The organism is Cellulophaga sp. BC115SP (assembly GCF_009905545.1).
Taxonomy (GTDB): Bacteria; Bacteroidota; Bacteroidia; order Cytophagales; family Spirosomataceae; genus Flectobacillus; species Flectobacillus rivi.
Genome location: NZ_JAAALB010000020.1, coordinates 102563 through 120698 on the forward strand (window position 1 = coordinate 102563; position 18136 = coordinate 120698).

Sequence of the window (18136 nt, forward strand, 5' to 3'; positions counted from 1 at the left end):
ATGACTTTTCAAATTTATAGGAAGTTCACAAGAGTCTTTATGAATTTAAGAATTTTTAACTAAAAGTTTAGCTAATTAACTAAAAAAATAGTTTAAATCATTGCCTCATGAAAAATTAATTAGGACATTACACTAATAGCCTGAATAAACTTACTATCAGGTATTGTATGCAAGATATATTTTATCAAAAAAATGTAAGGAAGGAATGGGATGAAAGGCTTAAAATATGGGCTGAAATTCTTGGGAATTATATTTTTCGGTAGAAAACTATAGTTAAAAAATAAACCGCAGAAAAAGCTTCTCTGCGGTTTAAACGAAATACCAAGTTAAAAATTATGGTCTTAAGCAGTTTTTGCTGCTTTGCGACGAAGAATTCTATTTTTCAAAGATTCTATAATCATATACATACAAGGTACAAGCAAGAGGGTTAGTAGGAGTGAGCTTGTTAAGCCACCAATAATAACCCATGCCATACCATTTTTTACTTCTGCACCAGCGCCACTTGCTATGGCAATAGGCAACATACCTGTAATCATGGCAATAGTCGTCATCAAGATTGGGCGTAAACGTTCTTTACCTGCCTCAATCAATGCTTCTTTTACCGATAATCCTGTCTCTTTCAAGTGATTGGTAAAGTCCACAATCAAAATACCATTTTTGGCCACTAGTCCCAACAACATAATCAAGCCGACAATAGCGAAGATGGTTAGAGACTCCATCGTTAAAGCAAGAGCTAATAGCGCACCAATCAAAGCCACAGGAATCGAAAACAATACTACAAAGGGATATACCACACTTTCGTACAAAGCCACCATAATGAGATATACCAAAATTACACCTAGCAAGAAAGCAAATCCAAGGCTACCAAAGGCATCTTTCTGACGTTGAATCTCGCCTAAATACTCAATCGTTAACCCTTGTGGCAATTTTAATTTATCTACCTTTTTCTGAATATCTGCCACGATTGTACCAGTTGGACGACCCACGGCGGATGCCGTTACCTTGATAGAGTTCATACGGTCAGAACGCTCCAATACCGATTGTCCAACTACCTCTGTTACTGTTGCAACTTCTTTGAGTTTGATGATAGCTCCACGACTATTGCGCAAAGTCAAATCACGAACGTTTTCGATAGAACGTTTGTCGGATTTATCTAAGGTAATATTGATGGGATATTCTTCGCCCGACTGTCTGAACTTAGATTGATCGTTACCTCTAAATGCTAATTGAATTGCTCCACCAACTTCGGGAACACTTAAACCAAGGTTAGCAATTTTTTCACGGTCAAGTTGTACAGATATTTCCGATTTCAAACTTTTAGTCGAAAACTCCACATAGTCTGTTCCAGGGGTTGTGCGAACAATTTCTTTTACTTGATTCGCAACTTGTTGAATATCATTCATATCAACGCCTTTGATAGCAATCTGGATAGGCGCTTCGCTATTCCCTGTAAGTCCTGTCAAACGGATTACTACTTTTACCCCAGGAATTTTATTGATTTCGTCACGCAATTGTGTACCAAAAATCTCTGACGAAACCTTACGTTTTTCTTTAGGAACTAAGGTTACAGCGATTTCGGAAATATTACTATTGCTACCACCTGAGCCCATAGCACCTGTTTGAGTACCAACATTGGCAAATACCTTTTCTACTTCTGGTTTTTGCAAAATCATTTGCTCGATTTGCTTGGTTACCAAGTTAGTTTGTGACAAAGGCGTTTGTGGTGATAACTCTAATTGAATAGTTAATTCGCCACGGTCGCCATTTCCTGCAAAAGATGATCCAATAAACCCAGCAGGTAATAGTGAAAATGCACCCACAAACAAGATTAAAATGGCAATCAAAACCCAACGTTTGTGATTTAAAGACCATACTAAAATTTTACCATACTCTTCTTTAACACCGTCCAAAAAGCTTTCAAAGCCTAAATTGATACGTCCCCACAGGCTTGATTTGCTTAGTATTTCTACTTTTCCCCATCTTGAAGCCAACAATGGCGTCAAGGTGAATGACACAAACAAACTCATTAGCGTTGAAAATACTACCACTAATGAAAACTCTCTCAAGATATTACCAATCAAACCACCACTCATTGACAAAGGCAAGAATACCACCACATCGACCAAGGTAATGGCGATTGCTGTAAATCCAATTTCCTGACGACCTTCAAGGGCTGATTCTATTTTGCCTTTACCCATTTCGAGATGTCGGTAAATGTTTTCTAAAACCACAATACTATCATCGACCAAAATACCTACAACCAATGAAAGACCCATCAAAGTCATCAAGTTGAGTGAGAAACCAAACACATACATCAAGATAAATGTTGGAATCATAGCCGAAGGAATCGCTACCAATACAAACAAGGAACTACGGAAACTATGTAAGAAAAATAGCATTACAGCCCCCACAATCACAATTGCTAAGAAAAGGTCATGTACTACAGCATCAGCAGAAGCCAAAGTATAAACCGATTGGTCATTGGCAATTTCGTAATCAAACTTCTGAGAAGCGTATTGTTTTTTAATGTCAATTAGTTTCGCTTTTACAAACTTGCTTACATTTACGGCATTAGCATCGGCTTGTTTTACGATTTCGATACCAATACCTGCTCTACCATTATTACGGTTGATGGTTGTTGGTTCTGTTTGCGCATCGGTAATAGTACCTAAATCAGACAATAGGACACGACTACCATCGGCATTTTGACGAATAATCAATCGACGAAGCTCCTCTACTTTAACCAATTTGGCATCCAAACGGATTGAAGTACGATTATCATTATTTAGTACACTACCCGCAGGGTAAGACATATTGCTGTTGGCAATCATTTGATTGACTTGTGCCGACGAGATACTATATGCCTGCAATTTGTCATTATCAAGATTTACTTGAATTTCTCTTTCGCTACCACCAATCAATCGTACCGTACCTACACCCGCCACATTAGCGATTTGAGGTTTGATTTTTTGGTCAATCAAATCATACAAGGCAGGCTCTGACAAGTTGGCTGAGGCACTAATACGTAATACGGGGATTTCGTCCGTATTATAACGGTTTACCACTGGATCGTCGGCATCGTCGGGAAGTGTAGACTTGATTTGGTTAATCTTTCTTTCGGCATCGCGCTGCGCATCTAGGGTATTCACACCAGATTTTAATTGAATCGTAATCAAAGAAAGACCTTCCATTGACTGCGATGACATTTTATCGATACCCTCGATAGCTGAAACGGCTTCTTCGATAGGTTTGGTGACAACATTTTGTATTTCATCCGATGAGGCTCCACGGTACATCGTTTGAACCATAATCACATTTGCCTCAAATTTGGGCAAAAGGTTATAATTAAGCTGTTTATAGCTGACAAACCCGAATAAAATTAGCGTTACAAAAATTACGGTAATCAATAAGGGTCGTTTTATAGATAGTTCGGTAACTGACATATTGTTATGATAGTTAGCTGTTATTGATTAGACGTTTTTGTAATTTTAGTCCCGTTAGTCAAGTTGATTTGACCACTTGTAACGACCTCTTGACCTTGCTGTAAACCAGAAATAACTTCAATGTTTTCGCCAATTTCACGACCTAATGTTACTTTTTGAACAATAGCCTTTCCGTCTTGGACAACATACACATAAGGATTTTTGATACCTTCAGCCAAAGCCAATTTTGGAATTTGCAAAACGCTTCCTTTACGTCCTAAATCAAAGTTGACCATCACGTACGTACCCGCACGAAGGCTGTTGCCTGTCAGGGTCAATTCTACACGATAGTTGTGGTTTTCGTCACCTTTAGGAGAAATGAATTTTACTTTACCTACAAATGCCTTATTCGGAAAAACATCGGTAGTAATTCGCGCCGATTGACCAATTTTTAGTTGATAAACATCTTTTTCATTGACATAAACCACTGCTTTCAAATTCACATCATCCACGATGGTTGCTATGACATTACCAGGATTTGCATATTCACCAGCCATCAATTTTCGAGAAGTAATCACACCACTAATCGGTGAAATAATATTACCATCTGCGATTTGTTGTTTGGTCAATTCGATTTGAATGCGTGTATTTTCAACATCATATTTTGAGTTGGTTACGCTCACTTCTGTACCTGCATTTCCTTTGAACAAATCGGCATTACGCTTCAAATCCTTTTCTAATTTGTCAAGCGTCAACTGATTGGCTTTCAAATTGATTTGTTTGATTTTTGAATCTAAAGTACCGATTACCTGTCCTTTACGTACACGTGAACCAACCTCAATTCCCAAGGTTTCGATTTTACCTTGAATAGCACTTGTAACAGTTGCTTCGTTAGTCAATTCGATATTGGCAGGAAGACTAACATCACCAGCCAATTCTTGATAGCTTACTTGATAAGTCGAAACTGCCACTGGCAATGCCGTGCGGTCTACCACTACCTTGTTTGCTTCAATTTTCTTTTTGTTTTTATATAGCGTAAATCCAATTAATCCTACCAGAGCAATAATGGATAGTGTGATTACTGACTTTTTCATTGATATTTTTGATTAAAATTGATTGATATAGCTTTTTAAAGAACCTTTTGATTTTTCATATTCCAATCTCGAACTCAGCACATTGATCAACGAAGTCATGTAATTGCTTTGTGCTTCTTTGAACGAGTAGTCAGAATTGAGCAAATCTGATAATGTTGCCACTCCCTTTTCGTATTCTACCGTTGTACTTTCTAAGACAGTTTTGGCAAAAGTGAGGTTTTCACGGTTGATGCCTAAGTCCGATTGAGACTTTTGCAATTGAGCCGAAGAGTTATGATATAGCATTGAGAGGTTATCACTCATCAACTTATAATTAGCCTTGGCGTTTAATAGTGAAATTTCGGCTTGCTTGAGTTGGCTACTTTTGCGGTATCCGCTAAACATTGGGATATTTACTTTTAAACCAATAGTCGAGAAATCAAACCATTTACCAAATGAAGGACCAAATTCGTTTCCAAAACTTTGTCCACCATAACGGGCATACATCGAAACCGTTGGTAAAAAAGCAGCTTCTTTGCGCTTTACGTCAAAAGATAAAAGCGAAGCGTTGGCATTCTGAATTTTGAGGTCTAGTAGGTTACCTATTTCAAAACCATTATCTTTTTCTCCCAACGCCATTCCCTCATAATTCAAAGATTCAACATCCACTACATCTTCTGTAACAGGCATACCGATGGCATTTTTGAGACGGTTTAAAGCGATTTGCTTGTTTACCTGTAGGATTGATTTTTGAGCAACAATATTGTTCAAGCTTGCTTTGGTGCGGTCATACTCAGTTTTCTTGATGACGCCTTTCTCTAAACGAAGTGCCAAAATCTCCAACAAGTCTTTATATTTCTTTTCGTTCTCAAGCGTTAGTTTTTCTTGTTCTTTGATAACTAATACTTGAAAATACGCACTTACCGTATTGTAAATCAGTTGTTCTTGATTTTGTTCTTTTTTAAAGGCTGAAAGCTGGTTGTTGGGTTCGGCAGCTTTGATACCCACTAACATCGACTTGTCATAAATCACTTGGTCGAGTTGAACTGTCCCCATCGTATTATACTGATTACCAAACTGTAATCTAATTTCAGTAGGAGAAAATGCTCCCGCTGGAATTACCGTAATTTGGCGCTTGAGGTTATCGTCAAATGTGACTGTACCATTTACTTGAGGCAAATAACCCGCCAATGCTTCCACTGATTTTTGTTTGGCTAGGGCTATTTCATTTTCGTAAACGGTGTTACTCACATGATTTTTGAGCGCATAATCTACACTCGATTTTAAAGTCAAACGTTGCTGTGCCTTGGCACTCAGCGAAAGCCAACATCCTAACAGTGCTAGGTAATATGGTATTGTTTTCATAAAAGAGTAGTTGATTTTAATATTGTTGAACTTTCAATAGTTGATTTTGTCAACTATTTGAGCAAAAAAATTATTTTTCTGAATTTTGTTTTAATTTGATAAGAACTTTAGTGAATACCTCAAGTTCTTCTTCTGTAATACCTACCAAATTTCTTTCGGTCACCACATCGATTACTTCTTGACACTGTTTCATAATATCTTTTCCAGCTTCGGTAATAACTAAGTGTTTTTTGCGACGGTCGGTAGTGTCGTTTACACGAATCAAATAACCCATTGCTTCCAACTGGTCGATATGGCGCATAATCGCTGATTTATCCTTATGAATCATTTCGGCCAAATCCGATTGAATTGTTTCTTCTTTTGAAGCAATAAGGTGTAATAAAAAATGTTGTTCAGGCAAAATCTGAATACCTGCATTGGCCAATTCACGAGCCGATTGCTTGAACAATGCTTTGACTGTATCAGCAAATAGGTATCTAAATGAATTACGTTGTACTTCCATTATCGTTGACTTTAAAAATAGTTGACTTTAAAATAGTTGACAAAATCAACGATTCAAAATTAGAGTATGAAAATGAATTCTCCAAAGAAATTTGATGAAAAGTAAAAAAAGAACGTTAACTGGCAGAAAATCAGGCTCAAAAAGCATGAAAGTGTATTTCTAAGTCAAGAATTGGCACTGCGCAAAGGATTTGAAGAGTCACCCATTTCGGATATGAGCTATTGGACTTGGGAAGAACAACAAACTTTATCGAAGAATCGAGGATGAAAGTTGGGGAGCACATCAGAATAAAATATCTTCGTAAATAATAGATAGGAATTGAGAGGTATCAACCTAATAAATAGATAATAATGTTATTTTCCTTTAGCTTTTATAGCTCGTTTTTGCTTGTCTTTTTCATCCACTTGATGGTTTACAGTTTTCTGTTTTTGGTAAAATATATCAAAACTCAGCAACTTTCCAGTTTTTGGATGAGCTTATTTCTGTTGTTAAGCACCCTATATTTCACGCCTTGGATGGTTGGATTTGCTGGTTGGTATGACACACAACCTTATAGAGATTTCCTATTTTACACTCCTTTTCAACATTTGTTTCTGTTAGGACCAGTGCTATTTTTTTATACACAAAGTCTACTGAATCCTGCGTTGAGACTAAACCGTAGCATGTTATTGCATTTCATCCCTGCCATTCTATATTTGGTATACAGTGCTATCATCGTGATTTACGACAAATTTATCCTCCATGATTATGGTTTTCTTGCCAGTGGACAAGACCCTGACTTTGACCCATGGTATCAGCTTTTGGGATTTGTCAGTATGTCGGTTTATTTGGTTATGGGATTTAGATACCATCAATTGTATGTAAAAAGTATTAACCAAGTTTTGAGTAACACAACGGCCTATTTGTATCCATGGTTGCCGAGATTCTTTTTTGCTTGTATCACTTTACTATTCATTAGGGGCGTCGTAGCGGTATTGGGGCTTATTTGGGATATGAACTATATTAATACATGGTGGTATTTTTTGTGTTATGCCATTTGCTGTTATTACATTGCGATTTTGAGTTATAGCAATGCCGTCGAAAGTAAGTTGTTGTTTCGAACCAATCTTTTATCTACAGACGAAACCTATTGGGCTGCTTCTGATACCATCGACACAGAATATATCTCTATTCCAATTGCTGAAAGCACCACAACCCAAGAACTAAGTGATGACCTGTTAACAATCAAAGAGTCTCTTCTCTCAGTTTTAGAACAAGAACAAGTTTTTCTGAATCCTGAACTTACCTTGGTTGAGCTGTCAAAACAACTCAATACCAATGCTTCGATTTTGAGTAAAGTAATTAATAAAGGTTTTGGTCAAAACTTTAATGATTTAATCAATCAGTATCGTATCAATATTGTGATAGGTGAAATAGAAAAAGGGCTTCATAAAAAACAAACGTTGTTGAGCATCGCATACGATTGTGGTTTTAATAGCAAAGCAACTTTTAACCGTGCTTTTAAAAAAGTTACCAATTTTACCCCTGTAGAGTACATTCAACAGCATTTTCTTTAATAAAATAGGTTTCAAATCATAATTTGAAGCGATTGAGGTATTCAGATAGAGCTACTTTTGAAGAAAAAAAACATTTTATGCAAAAGCTATTCGACCTCTTATTTCGCCCAATCACTATGCCTCGCTGGTGGCAAGATGTATTTATTAGTATCCCAAGAATCATCTGTGGATATTGGCTCACTTCAGATTTTGGCGCCTCCAAATTTGGTTTGCCTTGGACTCCTGCTGAGATTAATCTTGGTTTATTTGAAGTGGTATTCTGGTTTCCCAGCGATGTTGTAGCGTATGGGGGTATTTTCAAAACATTCTCTGTTTTTCTAGCCTACATGGGTGCTTTTAGTGAAGGTATCGGTGGAATGGCCTTTATACTTGGTTTTCAAACCCGCCTATTTTCATTTTTGATGGCATGTACCATGCTTGTGGCGGCAATCTGTCAGCAGTGGGACAATGGGCTATGGTCAATGATGCCTGCTTTGGGGATTTTGTGGGTAAGTATGTTTCATCTTATTTTAGGCAGCGGACGCTTTGGCATCGATCATTTGATTTATCAAAAGCAGAATTTCAAGATTGGAATGCTTAGTTTTTTACCAATTGTCTTGGTATTACTGATGGCAGGAGTTCAAGATACAAAAACTCATACAGTAACAGTACAAGTAACTTTGCCACATAAAACAAGTGTTAAAACGATGGGAGTTCGAGGAAATGATGCTCCTTTGAATTGGAATACCGATTTAGCGATGAAGGAGGTAATTAAAGATTCTATCTATACCGCTCAATTTAAAGTCAACACGGGTTTTAACTTTACCAAAATAAAATTTGTACTAAATGGTGGAATCGAACTGGAAAATCAAGAAAATAGATACATTTTACTAGATGACAAAACTTTAAATACATCTTATAAAGCTGTGTATGATGTGGCAAAAGATGATAAGAAAAAGTAAATGTTAGTTGTTGACAAATAGGTTTATTTTCCTAATAGGGTGCGAATGAATTCGCACCCTATTAGGAAAAATACCATCACTTGGCAGAAATCAATAATCCCAAGCCAAGGATATAGCACAACAACATGATATGAAGTAAAGTATTGGTTCCTTGAGGAGCATTTTTGAATTCTTTCCAGATATAAATACCCCAGATAGCAGCTACAATGGTAGCTCCCTGCCCCAAACCATACGAAATAGCAGGACCAGCCGTACCTGAAGCAATGATATTGAATGACATTCCGATGCACCAAATACTCCCACCAACAATACCCATAAGATGACTCTGGCTTGTTCCCTTGAAATAATCTGAATAGCTTACAGGTGCTCCTACAAAGGGTTTTTTCATTAAAAATGTATTGAAAACAAAATTACTCAAGAAGATACCTACCGCAAAAAATACCACAGCGGTATAAGGGCTCAATTTTCCATCTACAGGATGTGTAAAATCAGGGAACATGGAATTGGCGACGTATTTATAAAATAGTCCCATCAACAACCCACTAATAACCGAAAGAGCAAGTCCTTTGCTAGATACAGAAGCCGTATTGCCTGCAAGCATTTTTCGATAAGCATTGGCATTGAGCAAAATAGCGATTACAATAAGCGCTACCCCCGCAAAAATAAAAGTTGAATTACCAATAGGGGCATCGATATAATTCACAATCACGCCGACTACCAATGCCAAACCTATTCCCACAGGAAAGGCAACCGACATCCCTGCAATAGAAATAGCTGCTCCTAACAGGATATTAGCCAAATTGAATACGATACCTCCGATAATTGCTGAATAAATATTGGTAGTATCAGCTTGCTTTATATCTACCAGAAAACCTCTTCCTCCTTCGCCCATACTTCCTAAGGTAAAGGCAAATAACAAAGAGGTAATGAGTATTCCGATAACATAATCCCAATAGAAAAGCTCAAAACGCCAATTGGACGAAGCTAACTTTTGGGTATTGGCCCATGAGCCCCAGCATAACATAGTTACGATACAAAAAACCACCGCAGTGGTATAGTTTTCGATGATAAACATAAACTTGATACGGTTGTGGTTATTACTTTTTTGCAGCTGGTTTTCTCTGTCCAAAACGATAGATAGTCTGATTGGAATCGTTATTTGGACTATCACCATAAATCAACACTTCGGTGATACGGCATTCATGCTCCTCAGATGGATTAAGCATTTTTAGCTTGACGGTATGCTTTCCCTTTGGTAGTAAATATTTCCAAAATAACTCATGGCGACGTTCTTTGAAACTTGTCGGCAAGGCTACAGTCTCAATTTTATTACCATCTAAATACAATTCTACCTGAAAATTGAAAGTACTTTCTGACATCCATTTGGCAGTTTCTCCTTTTACCACAAAACCTGTTCCTTCAAAATCAAAGGTATATTCGTCTTTCAAATATTTATTAACAAACTGTTTGTCAATCGGATAAGTCCCATCAAAGCTTTTTTCCATTTTGACTGGCACAGGAGTTTGAATCGGAATAATCACTTTATCTTCTAAGACTTTCCCACCATTACGTTCAATATTCAACAAGGCGTGTTTGGTACCGATTTCATACACATCTGCCAATGAAATAGTTGTGTATTTAAAATCAATATCTTCGGCCTCTTTCAAACCCATTTTCCAATAAGCCGGAATTTTGTCATAACCCAATACTGTTCCAAGTATTCCTCCTGCTGATGAAGGATTGCAGTCTGCATCTTGACCGCAACGCGTTGTAATTTCCATTGTTTGGGAAAAATCTCCATTGCCATAAAGTAAACCTAAAACCACATACGCCGAGTTGATCGTCGCATCGATATTGAATGGCGCAAACACGCCATCAGGGCATCCAATATCTTGTGTCCATTTGTCTTGGAGTAAATACCATGTCTTTTTCCAATCATTTGGATACATTTGATGCCATTTGATTACGTCAGCTATACATTTGTAATAATTACTTTCTTTGGGAATAGTCTTGAGTGCTTCTGAAACAATGTATTTTATATCAGTTGAAGTAAATGCCAAAGTATAACACGCACCTAAATACACGCCACCAAAATACCCATCGCCATAGTTCATGATATGTCCAATTTTATCAGAAATTTTTGAGGCAGCATTTGGCATAGCAGGAGACATAAGTCCTGCAAAATCGCATTCTATCTGATAATCAATACAATCGGCATGTGGATTATTGACCCAATGACCAGAGGCAGGAGGCATCATCCCATGCAAAATATTATATCTTCCCGCTTGATTTGCGTGCCAAAGTGCATAGCCAGCATTGGCATAAGCCTTGGCGTGTGACTCAACTGGAGCATCAAGCCCTTCTTTCTCAAAAACATCCACAAAAGTCAAGTCCATATATAAATCATCATACAAACCTGGATTGTTGAGCATAGTGTTTTTCAAATAGCCATCATACCATTGTATAGGCTGATATTCATTGATGATGGTGCCATTGTACTTAAACTCAACGGGTCCTCCAAAGGTTACGCCAATAGTTTGACCAGCCCAACCTCCTTTGATTTTATCCTTGAGCTGTGTTTTGCTCAAGGTAAGTGTTTTTTGTTGCGCCAATAATGTATTAGTCAAAAATAGAATTAATAGAAATGTTTTTTTCATAAAGTTAAATAGTTGATTAATAAAAGGATAAAATAGTTTTACATGCTCTAGGTTATAAGATTTATGCCATAGGCTAAAAGTTGAAAAGTATTTTTCATGAAATAATTTAAGCTTTTTCGCTTAATGCCTACGGCGTATAGCTTAAAGCGTATTTATGCAAAATAGAACTGCATAAATACTTAACGTTCTAAATTTTGATATAGAAAGCTTTTCATTATTCGATTGATAAACTCATTGGAATCAATCGAAACACCCACTTCGGCATTAGGAATTTGATTTTCGTTTATTCGAGTAAAGCCTTCGTTATCGACTGCAATATTGACTTTTTTAGTCTTGAAAAGTTCAGGGTACAGAATCATACCAATCGCTACAGGGTCAAACAACGTTGGCGTTTCGTTGCCCCATAGCACGTACAAACCCGACAAGGCATTTGTCAAAACAGACTGTCGCATCAATAATAAATCTCGCTTGGCTTTCTCAAGTTTTACCATGGCAGTTACGTCCAATCCAGCATAAACTATATTGGCACCTGAATTGACAAACTTCTTAGCAGCAGGAATATCTACTTTTACATTCCATTCGGCATCGATACTTGGATAGGTGTTGTAACCAATATAGAATGACCCAAACATCGCATAGATTTTCTTGGCTAATTTCAAGGCTTTGGGGTCTTTGTCGATGACATCTGCCATATTCGTTACTGGACCAACCGAAATAATGATGACCTCATTCGGATATTTTTTGAGGTTTTCGATGATAAAATCTGTAGCAGATTGTTGAATAGGCTTTAATTTGTTGAAATCCTTAGCCCAGTAAAATTGTTCTGCATACCAGTTGGCACGCTCGTCAATTTTGGAAGTATTACGTCCCAAGGCTACAGGAATTGTGTCTTGACCAGTCTCATACAATAGTTTAAGAGCCACTTTGGCTCGGTCATCGGTACGACCGTAGCACGTAGTAATGCCCAAAATATCCAATTTATCTTGATTGGTTAGAAGCATGGCTAAGGCAAAGGCATCATCAATATCATCGCCCAAATCGCAATCAAAAATGACTTTTTGTCGAGTTTGTCCAAACAGCATCATTGACATGAGCGTCAGCACAATAGTGAGTTTAAGTTTCATAGAAAATGGGGTTTAAGTTATGTGTTTAGGCTCTAGGCAAAGAGTTTTAAAATGTTTTTTAGTAACAACACACATGCTTTTTCCAATGCCACCGCCCAAAGCTCTAGGCTTTATGCTGTAGGCTAAAAGTTAAATAGTATTTCTCATGAAATAATTGAGGCTTTTTTGACTAATGCCTACAGCTTATAGCTTAGAGCGTATTTTTGCATTAATACTTAATTTAGCATTACTATTCTGATTATGAATTCGTTATGCTAATCGATATACTATTAACTAACAACTCCTATTACTTACATTTCAGCTCTTGATGGCATAGAAGCTTGTGCTCCCATGCGAGTAACGGCAATAGAGGCAGCTTTGCAAGCAAACTTTACAGCTTCTGAAAGTATTTTTTCTTCATAAATCGCTACTGCCAAGGCTCCGCTAAAACAGTCTCCAGCGGCTGTAGTATCTATGGCTTCAACCTGAGGAGCTTCAATTACTCCTTCAAAATCAGCTGATTTCAGATAAGCTCCTTTTGCACCCAAAGTAATGATGATATTTTGAACGCCTAGTGCTGCAAAGACTTGTCCCGCTTTTTGAGCACTTTCAAAATCCGTAACTTTTACTCCTGTAAGCAGTTCTGCTTCGGTTTCGTTTGGCGTAATTGTATGAATAAATGGGAATACGGATGAGGAAAGTTGAGCCGCTGGGGCTGGATTCAGAATCACTTTTAATCCAGATTTATAGGCTTTTTGAATCGTATATTCAACCGTTTTGATAGGTGTTTCTAGTTGTATCAGCAGAATATTATCCCGTTCAAAAATACTCGACGCATTTTCGATATCCTCGATAGACAAATGGGCATTTGCTCCTGGCGCCACCGTAATGCAATTTTCACCTCTGGCATCCACATTGATAAGAGCAACTCCCGAAGGGTTTTCGGTATCGACTACCACAAAATCGGTGTTGATACCCTCTTGCACAAATTGTTGGCGTGCTTGTCGCCCAAAAATATCATCTCCTATTTTGCAAACGAACACGGTTGGGCACCCTAGTCGGGCAGTAGCTACTGCTTGGTTAGCACCTTTGCCACCAGCATTCATCAAAAATTTTCCTCCAATGACAGTTTCACCCGGTGTAGCAAGTTTTTCTGCTTTGATGACCATGTCTGTATTTGAGCTCCCAACTACAATAATTTTCTTCATCAGATTATTTTTAAATTTGAAACATTCAAAAATATCTAAAAATAATATCAAAACACAGTGTATAGAAAAATGATATGTAACTAGCTACAAGACTTTGGCAGATCCGTAAAAGTCTTTTTTTACAAAATATTAGGCTGTAGATGATATGCCAGAAAATCAAAAACTGATAGAGAGAAAATTTTGCCTTGAAATAACCGTATAGCTAAGCCTTTCAATGTCAGATTTGGGATTTCTGATTTCGAAAATAAACAGTTTTTATAATCCTTCGTACACTGCTAATTGAGAGTGACATTTTTAATTATTACCTTAATTTAGAATAAAAAGTGCTGAAAGTTAGAGTATTACATTCGCAACTCAGTATTCATGCATAAAAAAATAGCTATCAAAAAAATTCTGATAGCTATCCGTTTTCATACAAGATAGGATGAACAGGTTAGTTCAACTTACTATTGTCCTTGACCTAGTGAGTAAGCGGCTTTACCATCAAACTCATAAAGGTTTTCTGTTTTAATGACATCTATGCCTTGCGAAATGGCTTTCTCTAACAACGCTGGAATTTGCGCGCTTGAACCAAGTCCCTTAAATCTACATCTCCAGTGGTCTGTACAAAATGTTTCAGGAAATCCTTCAGGCCACACTTTGATTCCTCGATTGGTAATCATACTTAGTTCTAATCCTGCATGATTCAACTGGCTTACTTGTGCTGCCAAATCATCTGCCTGACTGCCAGACCAGTGTACGAATAAATCTACACCAACGATTTCCTTTTTGGCAGGTGCTTTACGCACGTACTTCGGCAAGTACATTTGGGCTCCTTCCGCATACTCAACTGCTTGAAGCTGCTTTGGTTTTTGACCTAGGTTTGCAATTACAGCCTGTGCAAATTCTTTTGTTCCAACTTTTTGAGTACTTGTTCCCTCCTGATAGATATCGTAAGTATGAATACCGTCTTCGATGGTTTTAAGCCATGCGTTTTGTACCTTTTCGGCTATATCCATCTGACCAATATGTTGTAACATCAGGATGGCACCTTGCAATAGTCCAGATGGGTTAGCAACATTCTGTCCAGCTCTTCGTGGGGCAGAGCCGTGAATGGCTTCAAACATGGCACATTCTTCACCGATGTTCGACGAACCAGCCAAGCCCACTGAGCCTGCGATTTGTGCAGCGATGTCTGAAAGTACATCTCCATAGAGGTTTGGTACTACAATTACATCAAAAGCCTCAGGGGTATCAGCCATTTTGGCTGCGCCAATATCGATAATCCAGTGTTCATTTTCAATTTCTGGATACTCCTGAGCTATTTCGTCGAATACCTTATGAAACAATCCATCTGTTTGCTTCATAATGTTGTCTTTTGTAAAGCAAGTTACTTTTTTACGTCCGTTGTGTTTGGCATACTCAAAAGCATAGCGAACGATTTTCTCACAACCTGGGCGACTAATGAGTTTAAGACACTGTACCACTTCGTCGGTTTGTTGGTGCTCAATACCTGCATAAAGATCTTCCTCATTTTCACGGATAATCACAATATCCATCTTAGGGTGCTTGGTATCCACAAACGGATGCAGACTTAAACAAGGGCGAACGTTAGCGTATAAGCCCAAAAACTTACGAGTAGTTACGTTAAGACTCTTGTAGCCTCCCCCTTGTGGCGTTGTAATGGGCGCTTTTAAGAAGACTTTGTTTCGGCGTATAATGTCCCACGACTCTCTTGCAATACCTGAAGTATTACCAGACAAATACACCTTTTCACCAATGTCAATTGTCTCGATTTCAATTTTTGCTCCTGCAGCAAGAATGATTTCTAAAGTGGCATCCATAATCTCTGGTCCGATACCATCTCCTTTTGCAACTGTAATTTTTGTCATCTGTGTTTGTGTTATGCTTTGTTTACGACACAAAATTGAAGCAATATTTTCATAAGTTTTTATTTATGTTAAAAATGTTTTACATAAATAAAATTTATAATAATACTTTCTGTTTAATAGTCCGACATACTACTTAAATTACAAGTAATTGATTTTCAAATAATTAATAACAATTATAAACTTGAGATTTTTGTCTAAAATATTGATATATAAATATTTTAAATGTTTATAATTTTATGTATAAATAAAAACTTATGATTAATTCATTTCAATTTTGTATTCAAATATTAAAACACATACAGAAATGATACTTTCAACATCAGTACAATTAGCAAAAACATATTTAGAAAAGGGAGGAGTAATTGGGCTACCAACAGAGACCGTTTATGGTTTGGCAGGAAATATTTGGGATCAAGAGGCAATCAATAAAATCTTTGCTATTAAAGAACGTCCCAAAAATCATCCTTTGATTGCGCACGTGGCTCATTGGAATCAAGTAGAAAGTATCGCAAGTGATATTCCTGCCATGGCACAGCAATTAGCAGATAGGTTTTGGCCTGGCCCACTCACTATGATATTAACTGCCAAACCTGACGTGCCTTCAGCAGCAACTGCTGGTCTCGGAACTATCGCTGTTCGAATGCCTGAGCACCCTTTGGCATTGAAATTACTATCAGCACTTCCTTTTCCATTGGTTGCTCCAAGTGCAAACCCTTTTGGAAAAATTAGTCCTACCTCAGCTATGCACGTATTTTCCTATTTCAAAGGAAAAATACCTTTAACACTTGATGGTGGAAATTGTAAAATAGGACTTGAATCGACCATTATTGGCTTCAAAGATAATGCTGTAGTAATTTATCGTCAGGGAGTTATTAGTAAAGATGATATCCTTGAGGTACTTCCCAATACGGCGGTATATTATGATATTGATAGCCAAAATAACTATCCGGGCAGTCATCGTTCTCATTATGCACCCAAAACTCCCTTGATTATTACTGAATCTTTAGAAGAAACGCTTGAGAAATATACAGACCAAAAGATAGGATTGCTCAGTTTAGGGACTAAAGGAGAGAATTTTTCAACTATTGCTGAAATCCGTTATTTGAGTAAGACAAATGACCTAAAAGAGGCCGCCTCTAATCTATATGCTCACTTACATGAATTAGATAGGCTGAATCTTGATGTGATTGTGGCAGAACTTTTCCCTACCAGTGATTTGGGGATGGTAATCAATGATAAATTGATTAGAGCCTCTAGTCAATTTGTGTAGATGCTTTCAAAATGTAGTGTATTACCGAATAGATTATTTATAAACTTTCAGGCCAACAAAAAGACTGATCATTTATCTTAACTAATTGTTATATTATGAATTCAAGCTTATTACTCGAGAATTTATCAAATCCTGCACTGTTATTTTTTGTTTTAGGAATTGTATCGGTGGTGTTAAAAAGTGATTTGAAAATTCCCGCCAATTCATCGAAGTTTATCTCATTATACCTATTGTTTGCGATTGGGTTCAAAGGTGGTCAAGAGCTTTCCCATGAGGTCTTCAATGGTCAAATGGTTTGGGTGATGCTCACAGGTATATTTATTTCTGTGGCGATTCCTTTTTATACTTTTTTAATTCTTAGAAAAAAACTAAACGTGTATGATGCAGGAGCAACGGCGGCGGCTTATGGCTCGGTGAGTGCCGTAACATTTGTGACGGCGGTTTCGTACCTCGAAACTCATCATTTACCAATACACGGCTATATGGTTGCTACCATGGCATTGATGGAATCACCAGCCATTATAGTAGGATTGCTATTGATTTCTGTTTTTGGTAAAGATATTCATCAAGGTATCCAGAAAAAGGAGGCACTCAAGCATTCTTTAACGAATGGAAGTGTTCTACTAATTTTAGGGAGTTTGATAATAGGCTACTTAGCCAATGCCAAACAGGCGGAAGGCATCAAACCTTTTACCAATGATTTGTTTAAAGGTTTCCTAGCTATCTTTTTATTGGATATGGGAATTTCAAGTGGAAAAAAATTGACGTCCTTCTTTTCCTACGGTTGGTTTCCCATCATTTTTGCAGCGATTATTCCATTAGTCAATGGATGTCTTGTGGGATGGGTAACTGGATTTTTCTGTGAACATTCGATAGACCGCTTTATACTAGCAGTCTTAGCGGCGAGTGCGTCTTACATAGCCGTACCTGCTGCCATGAAAATATCGGTACCCCAAGCGAACCCAGGATTGTATTTGCCTATGACCTTAGCGATTACTTTTCCCATCAATATCACAATTGGGCTACCCATTTACTTCGGGATTGTCTCGATGTAATTTTGAATGGTGAATGATGAGTTGTGAGTAATGACTTGTCCTTGCCTAAAATAGGTTGCCCTCAAAAATCAACTAATGATGGCAACTTCAAAATCTAAAACTGGAAAAAGTAC

The 18136-nt window shown here is 37.5% G+C and carries 13 protein-coding genes; 4 read left to right on the plus strand and 9 right to left on the minus strand.

Going from position 1 to position 18136, the window contains the following annotated elements:
• Nucleotides 1–341: 341 nt before the first annotated feature.
• From GVN22_RS15790 to GVN22_RS15805, 4 genes are all read right to left on the minus strand, one after another.
• Complete coding sequence (locus tag GVN22_RS15790) at nucleotides 342–3443, minus strand: efflux RND transporter permease subunit (protein WP_166551974.1); 3102 nt, start codon at nucleotides 3441–3443, stop codon at nucleotides 342–344.
• Between the two features lie 20 nt (nucleotides 3444–3463).
• Nucleotides 3464–4516 (minus strand): efflux RND transporter periplasmic adaptor subunit, encoded by a 1053-nt coding sequence (locus GVN22_RS15795; protein WP_166551975.1) that lies wholly within the window; start codon nucleotides 4514–4516, stop codon nucleotides 3464–3466.
• 12 nt (nucleotides 4517–4528) lie between these two features.
• Nucleotides 4529–5860, minus strand: a complete 1332-nt coding sequence (locus GVN22_RS15800; RefSeq protein WP_166551976.1) for a TolC family protein — start codon at nucleotides 5858–5860, stop codon at nucleotides 4529–4531.
• Nucleotides 5861–5930: 70 nt separating this feature from the next.
• Nucleotides 5931–6362, minus strand: a complete 432-nt coding sequence (locus tag GVN22_RS15805; protein ID WP_166551977.1) for a MarR family winged helix-turn-helix transcriptional regulator — start codon at nucleotides 6360–6362, stop codon at nucleotides 5931–5933.
• 470 nt (nucleotides 6363–6832) lie between these two features.
• Here GVN22_RS15805 and GVN22_RS15810 point away from each other — a divergent pair, with 470 nt between their 5' ends.
• Both GVN22_RS15810 and GVN22_RS15815 read left to right on the plus strand, forming a co-directional pair.
• Nucleotides 6833–7918, plus strand: a complete 1086-nt coding sequence (locus GVN22_RS15810) for an AraC family transcriptional regulator (RefSeq protein ID WP_166551978.1) — start codon at nucleotides 6833–6835, stop codon at nucleotides 7916–7918.
• 77 nt (nucleotides 7919–7995) lie between these two features.
• The gene (locus tag GVN22_RS15815; protein ID WP_166551979.1) at nucleotides 7996–8859 is read left to right on the plus strand and encodes a DoxX family protein; all 864 of its coding nucleotides are present in this window, start codon (nucleotides 7996–7998) and stop codon (nucleotides 8857–8859) included.
• 76 nt (nucleotides 8860–8935) lie between these two features.
• On the opposite strand, the gene GVN22_RS15820 is transcribed toward GVN22_RS15815, so the two are convergent.
• The 5 genes from GVN22_RS15820 to GVN22_RS15840 all read right to left on the minus strand — a co-directional run bounded on the left by GVN22_RS15820 (nucleotide 8936) and on the right by GVN22_RS15840 (nucleotide 15698).
• Entirely contained in the window at nucleotides 8936–9934 is a 999-nt protein-coding gene (locus tag GVN22_RS15820; RefSeq protein WP_166551980.1) for a GRP family sugar transporter, read from the minus strand.
• Nucleotides 9935–9956: 22 nt separating this feature from the next.
• Nucleotides 9957–11516 carry an ADP-ribosylglycohydrolase family protein gene (locus GVN22_RS15825; protein WP_166551981.1) on the minus strand — a complete coding sequence of 520 codons (1560 nt, stop codon included), beginning with the start codon at nucleotides 11514–11516 and terminating at the stop codon, nucleotides 9957–9959.
• A gap of 179 nt (nucleotides 11517–11695) precedes the next feature.
• Nucleotides 11696–12640, minus strand: a complete 945-nt coding sequence (locus tag GVN22_RS15830; protein WP_166551982.1) for a nucleoside hydrolase — start codon at nucleotides 12638–12640, stop codon at nucleotides 11696–11698.
• 290 nt (nucleotides 12641–12930) lie between these two features.
• Nucleotides 12931–13827: a ribokinase gene (rbsK, locus tag GVN22_RS15835; RefSeq protein WP_166551983.1), complete on the minus strand. Its 897-nt coding sequence runs from the start codon at nucleotides 13825–13827 to the stop codon at nucleotides 12931–12933.
• 446 nt (nucleotides 13828–14273) lie between these two features.
• On the minus strand, nucleotides 14274–15698 hold the full coding sequence (locus GVN22_RS15840; RefSeq protein ID WP_166551984.1) for an NADP-dependent isocitrate dehydrogenase: 1425 nt from the start codon (nucleotides 15696–15698) through the stop codon (nucleotides 14274–14276).
• Between the two features lie 304 nt (nucleotides 15699–16002).
• Here GVN22_RS15840 and GVN22_RS15845 point away from each other — a divergent pair, with 304 nt between their 5' ends.
• Both GVN22_RS15845 and GVN22_RS15850 read left to right on the plus strand, forming a co-directional pair.
• Nucleotides 16003–16968, plus strand: a complete 966-nt coding sequence (locus tag GVN22_RS15845) for an L-threonylcarbamoyladenylate synthase (protein ID WP_166551985.1) — start codon at nucleotides 16003–16005, stop codon at nucleotides 16966–16968.
• 95 nt (nucleotides 16969–17063) lie between these two features.
• Entirely contained in the window at nucleotides 17064–18023 is a 960-nt protein-coding gene (locus GVN22_RS15850) for a sodium-dependent bicarbonate transport family permease (protein ID WP_166551986.1), read from the plus strand.
• Nucleotides 18024–18136 lie beyond the last annotated feature (113 nt).

Bases quoted from the DNA above. Each gene is read 5' to 3' on its own strand.
- GVN22_RS15790 (WP_166551974.1), bottom strand. From the start codon at position 3,443: ATGTCAGTTACCGAACTATCTATAAAACGACCCTTATTGATTACCGTA.
- GVN22_RS15795 (WP_166551975.1), bottom strand. From the start codon at position 4,516: ATGAAAAAGTCAGTAATCACACTATCCATTATTGCTCTGGTAGGATTA.
- GVN22_RS15800 (WP_166551976.1), bottom strand. From the start codon at position 5,860: ATGAAAACAATACCATATTACCTAGCACTGTTAGGATGTTGGCTTTCG.
- GVN22_RS15805 (WP_166551977.1), bottom strand. From the start codon at position 6,362: ATGGAAGTACAACGTAATTCATTTAGATACCTATTTGCTGATACAGTC.
- GVN22_RS15810 (WP_166551978.1), top strand. From the start codon at position 6,833: ATGAGCTTATTTCTGTTGTTAAGCACCCTATATTTCACGCCTTGGATG.
- GVN22_RS15815 (WP_166551979.1), top strand. From the start codon at position 7,996: ATGCAAAAGCTATTCGACCTCTTATTTCGCCCAATCACTATGCCTCGC.
- GVN22_RS15820 (WP_166551980.1), bottom strand. From the start codon at position 9,934: ATGTTTATCATCGAAAACTATACCACTGCGGTGGTTTTTTGTATCGTA.
- GVN22_RS15825 (WP_166551981.1), bottom strand. From the start codon at position 11,516: ATGAAAAAAACATTTCTATTAATTCTATTTTTGACTAATACATTATTG.
- GVN22_RS15830 (WP_166551982.1), bottom strand. From the start codon at position 12,640: ATGAAACTTAAACTCACTATTGTGCTGACGCTCATGTCAATGATGCTG.
- rbsK (WP_166551983.1), bottom strand. From the start codon at position 13,827: ATGAAGAAAATTATTGTAGTTGGGAGCTCAAATACAGACATGGTCATC.
- GVN22_RS15840 (WP_166551984.1), bottom strand. From the start codon at position 15,698: ATGACAAAAATTACAGTTGCAAAAGGAGATGGTATCGGACCAGAGATT.
- GVN22_RS15845 (WP_166551985.1), top strand. From the start codon at position 16,003: ATGATACTTTCAACATCAGTACAATTAGCAAAAACATATTTAGAAAAG.
- GVN22_RS15850 (WP_166551986.1), top strand. From the start codon at position 17,064: ATGAATTCAAGCTTATTACTCGAGAATTTATCAAATCCTGCACTGTTA.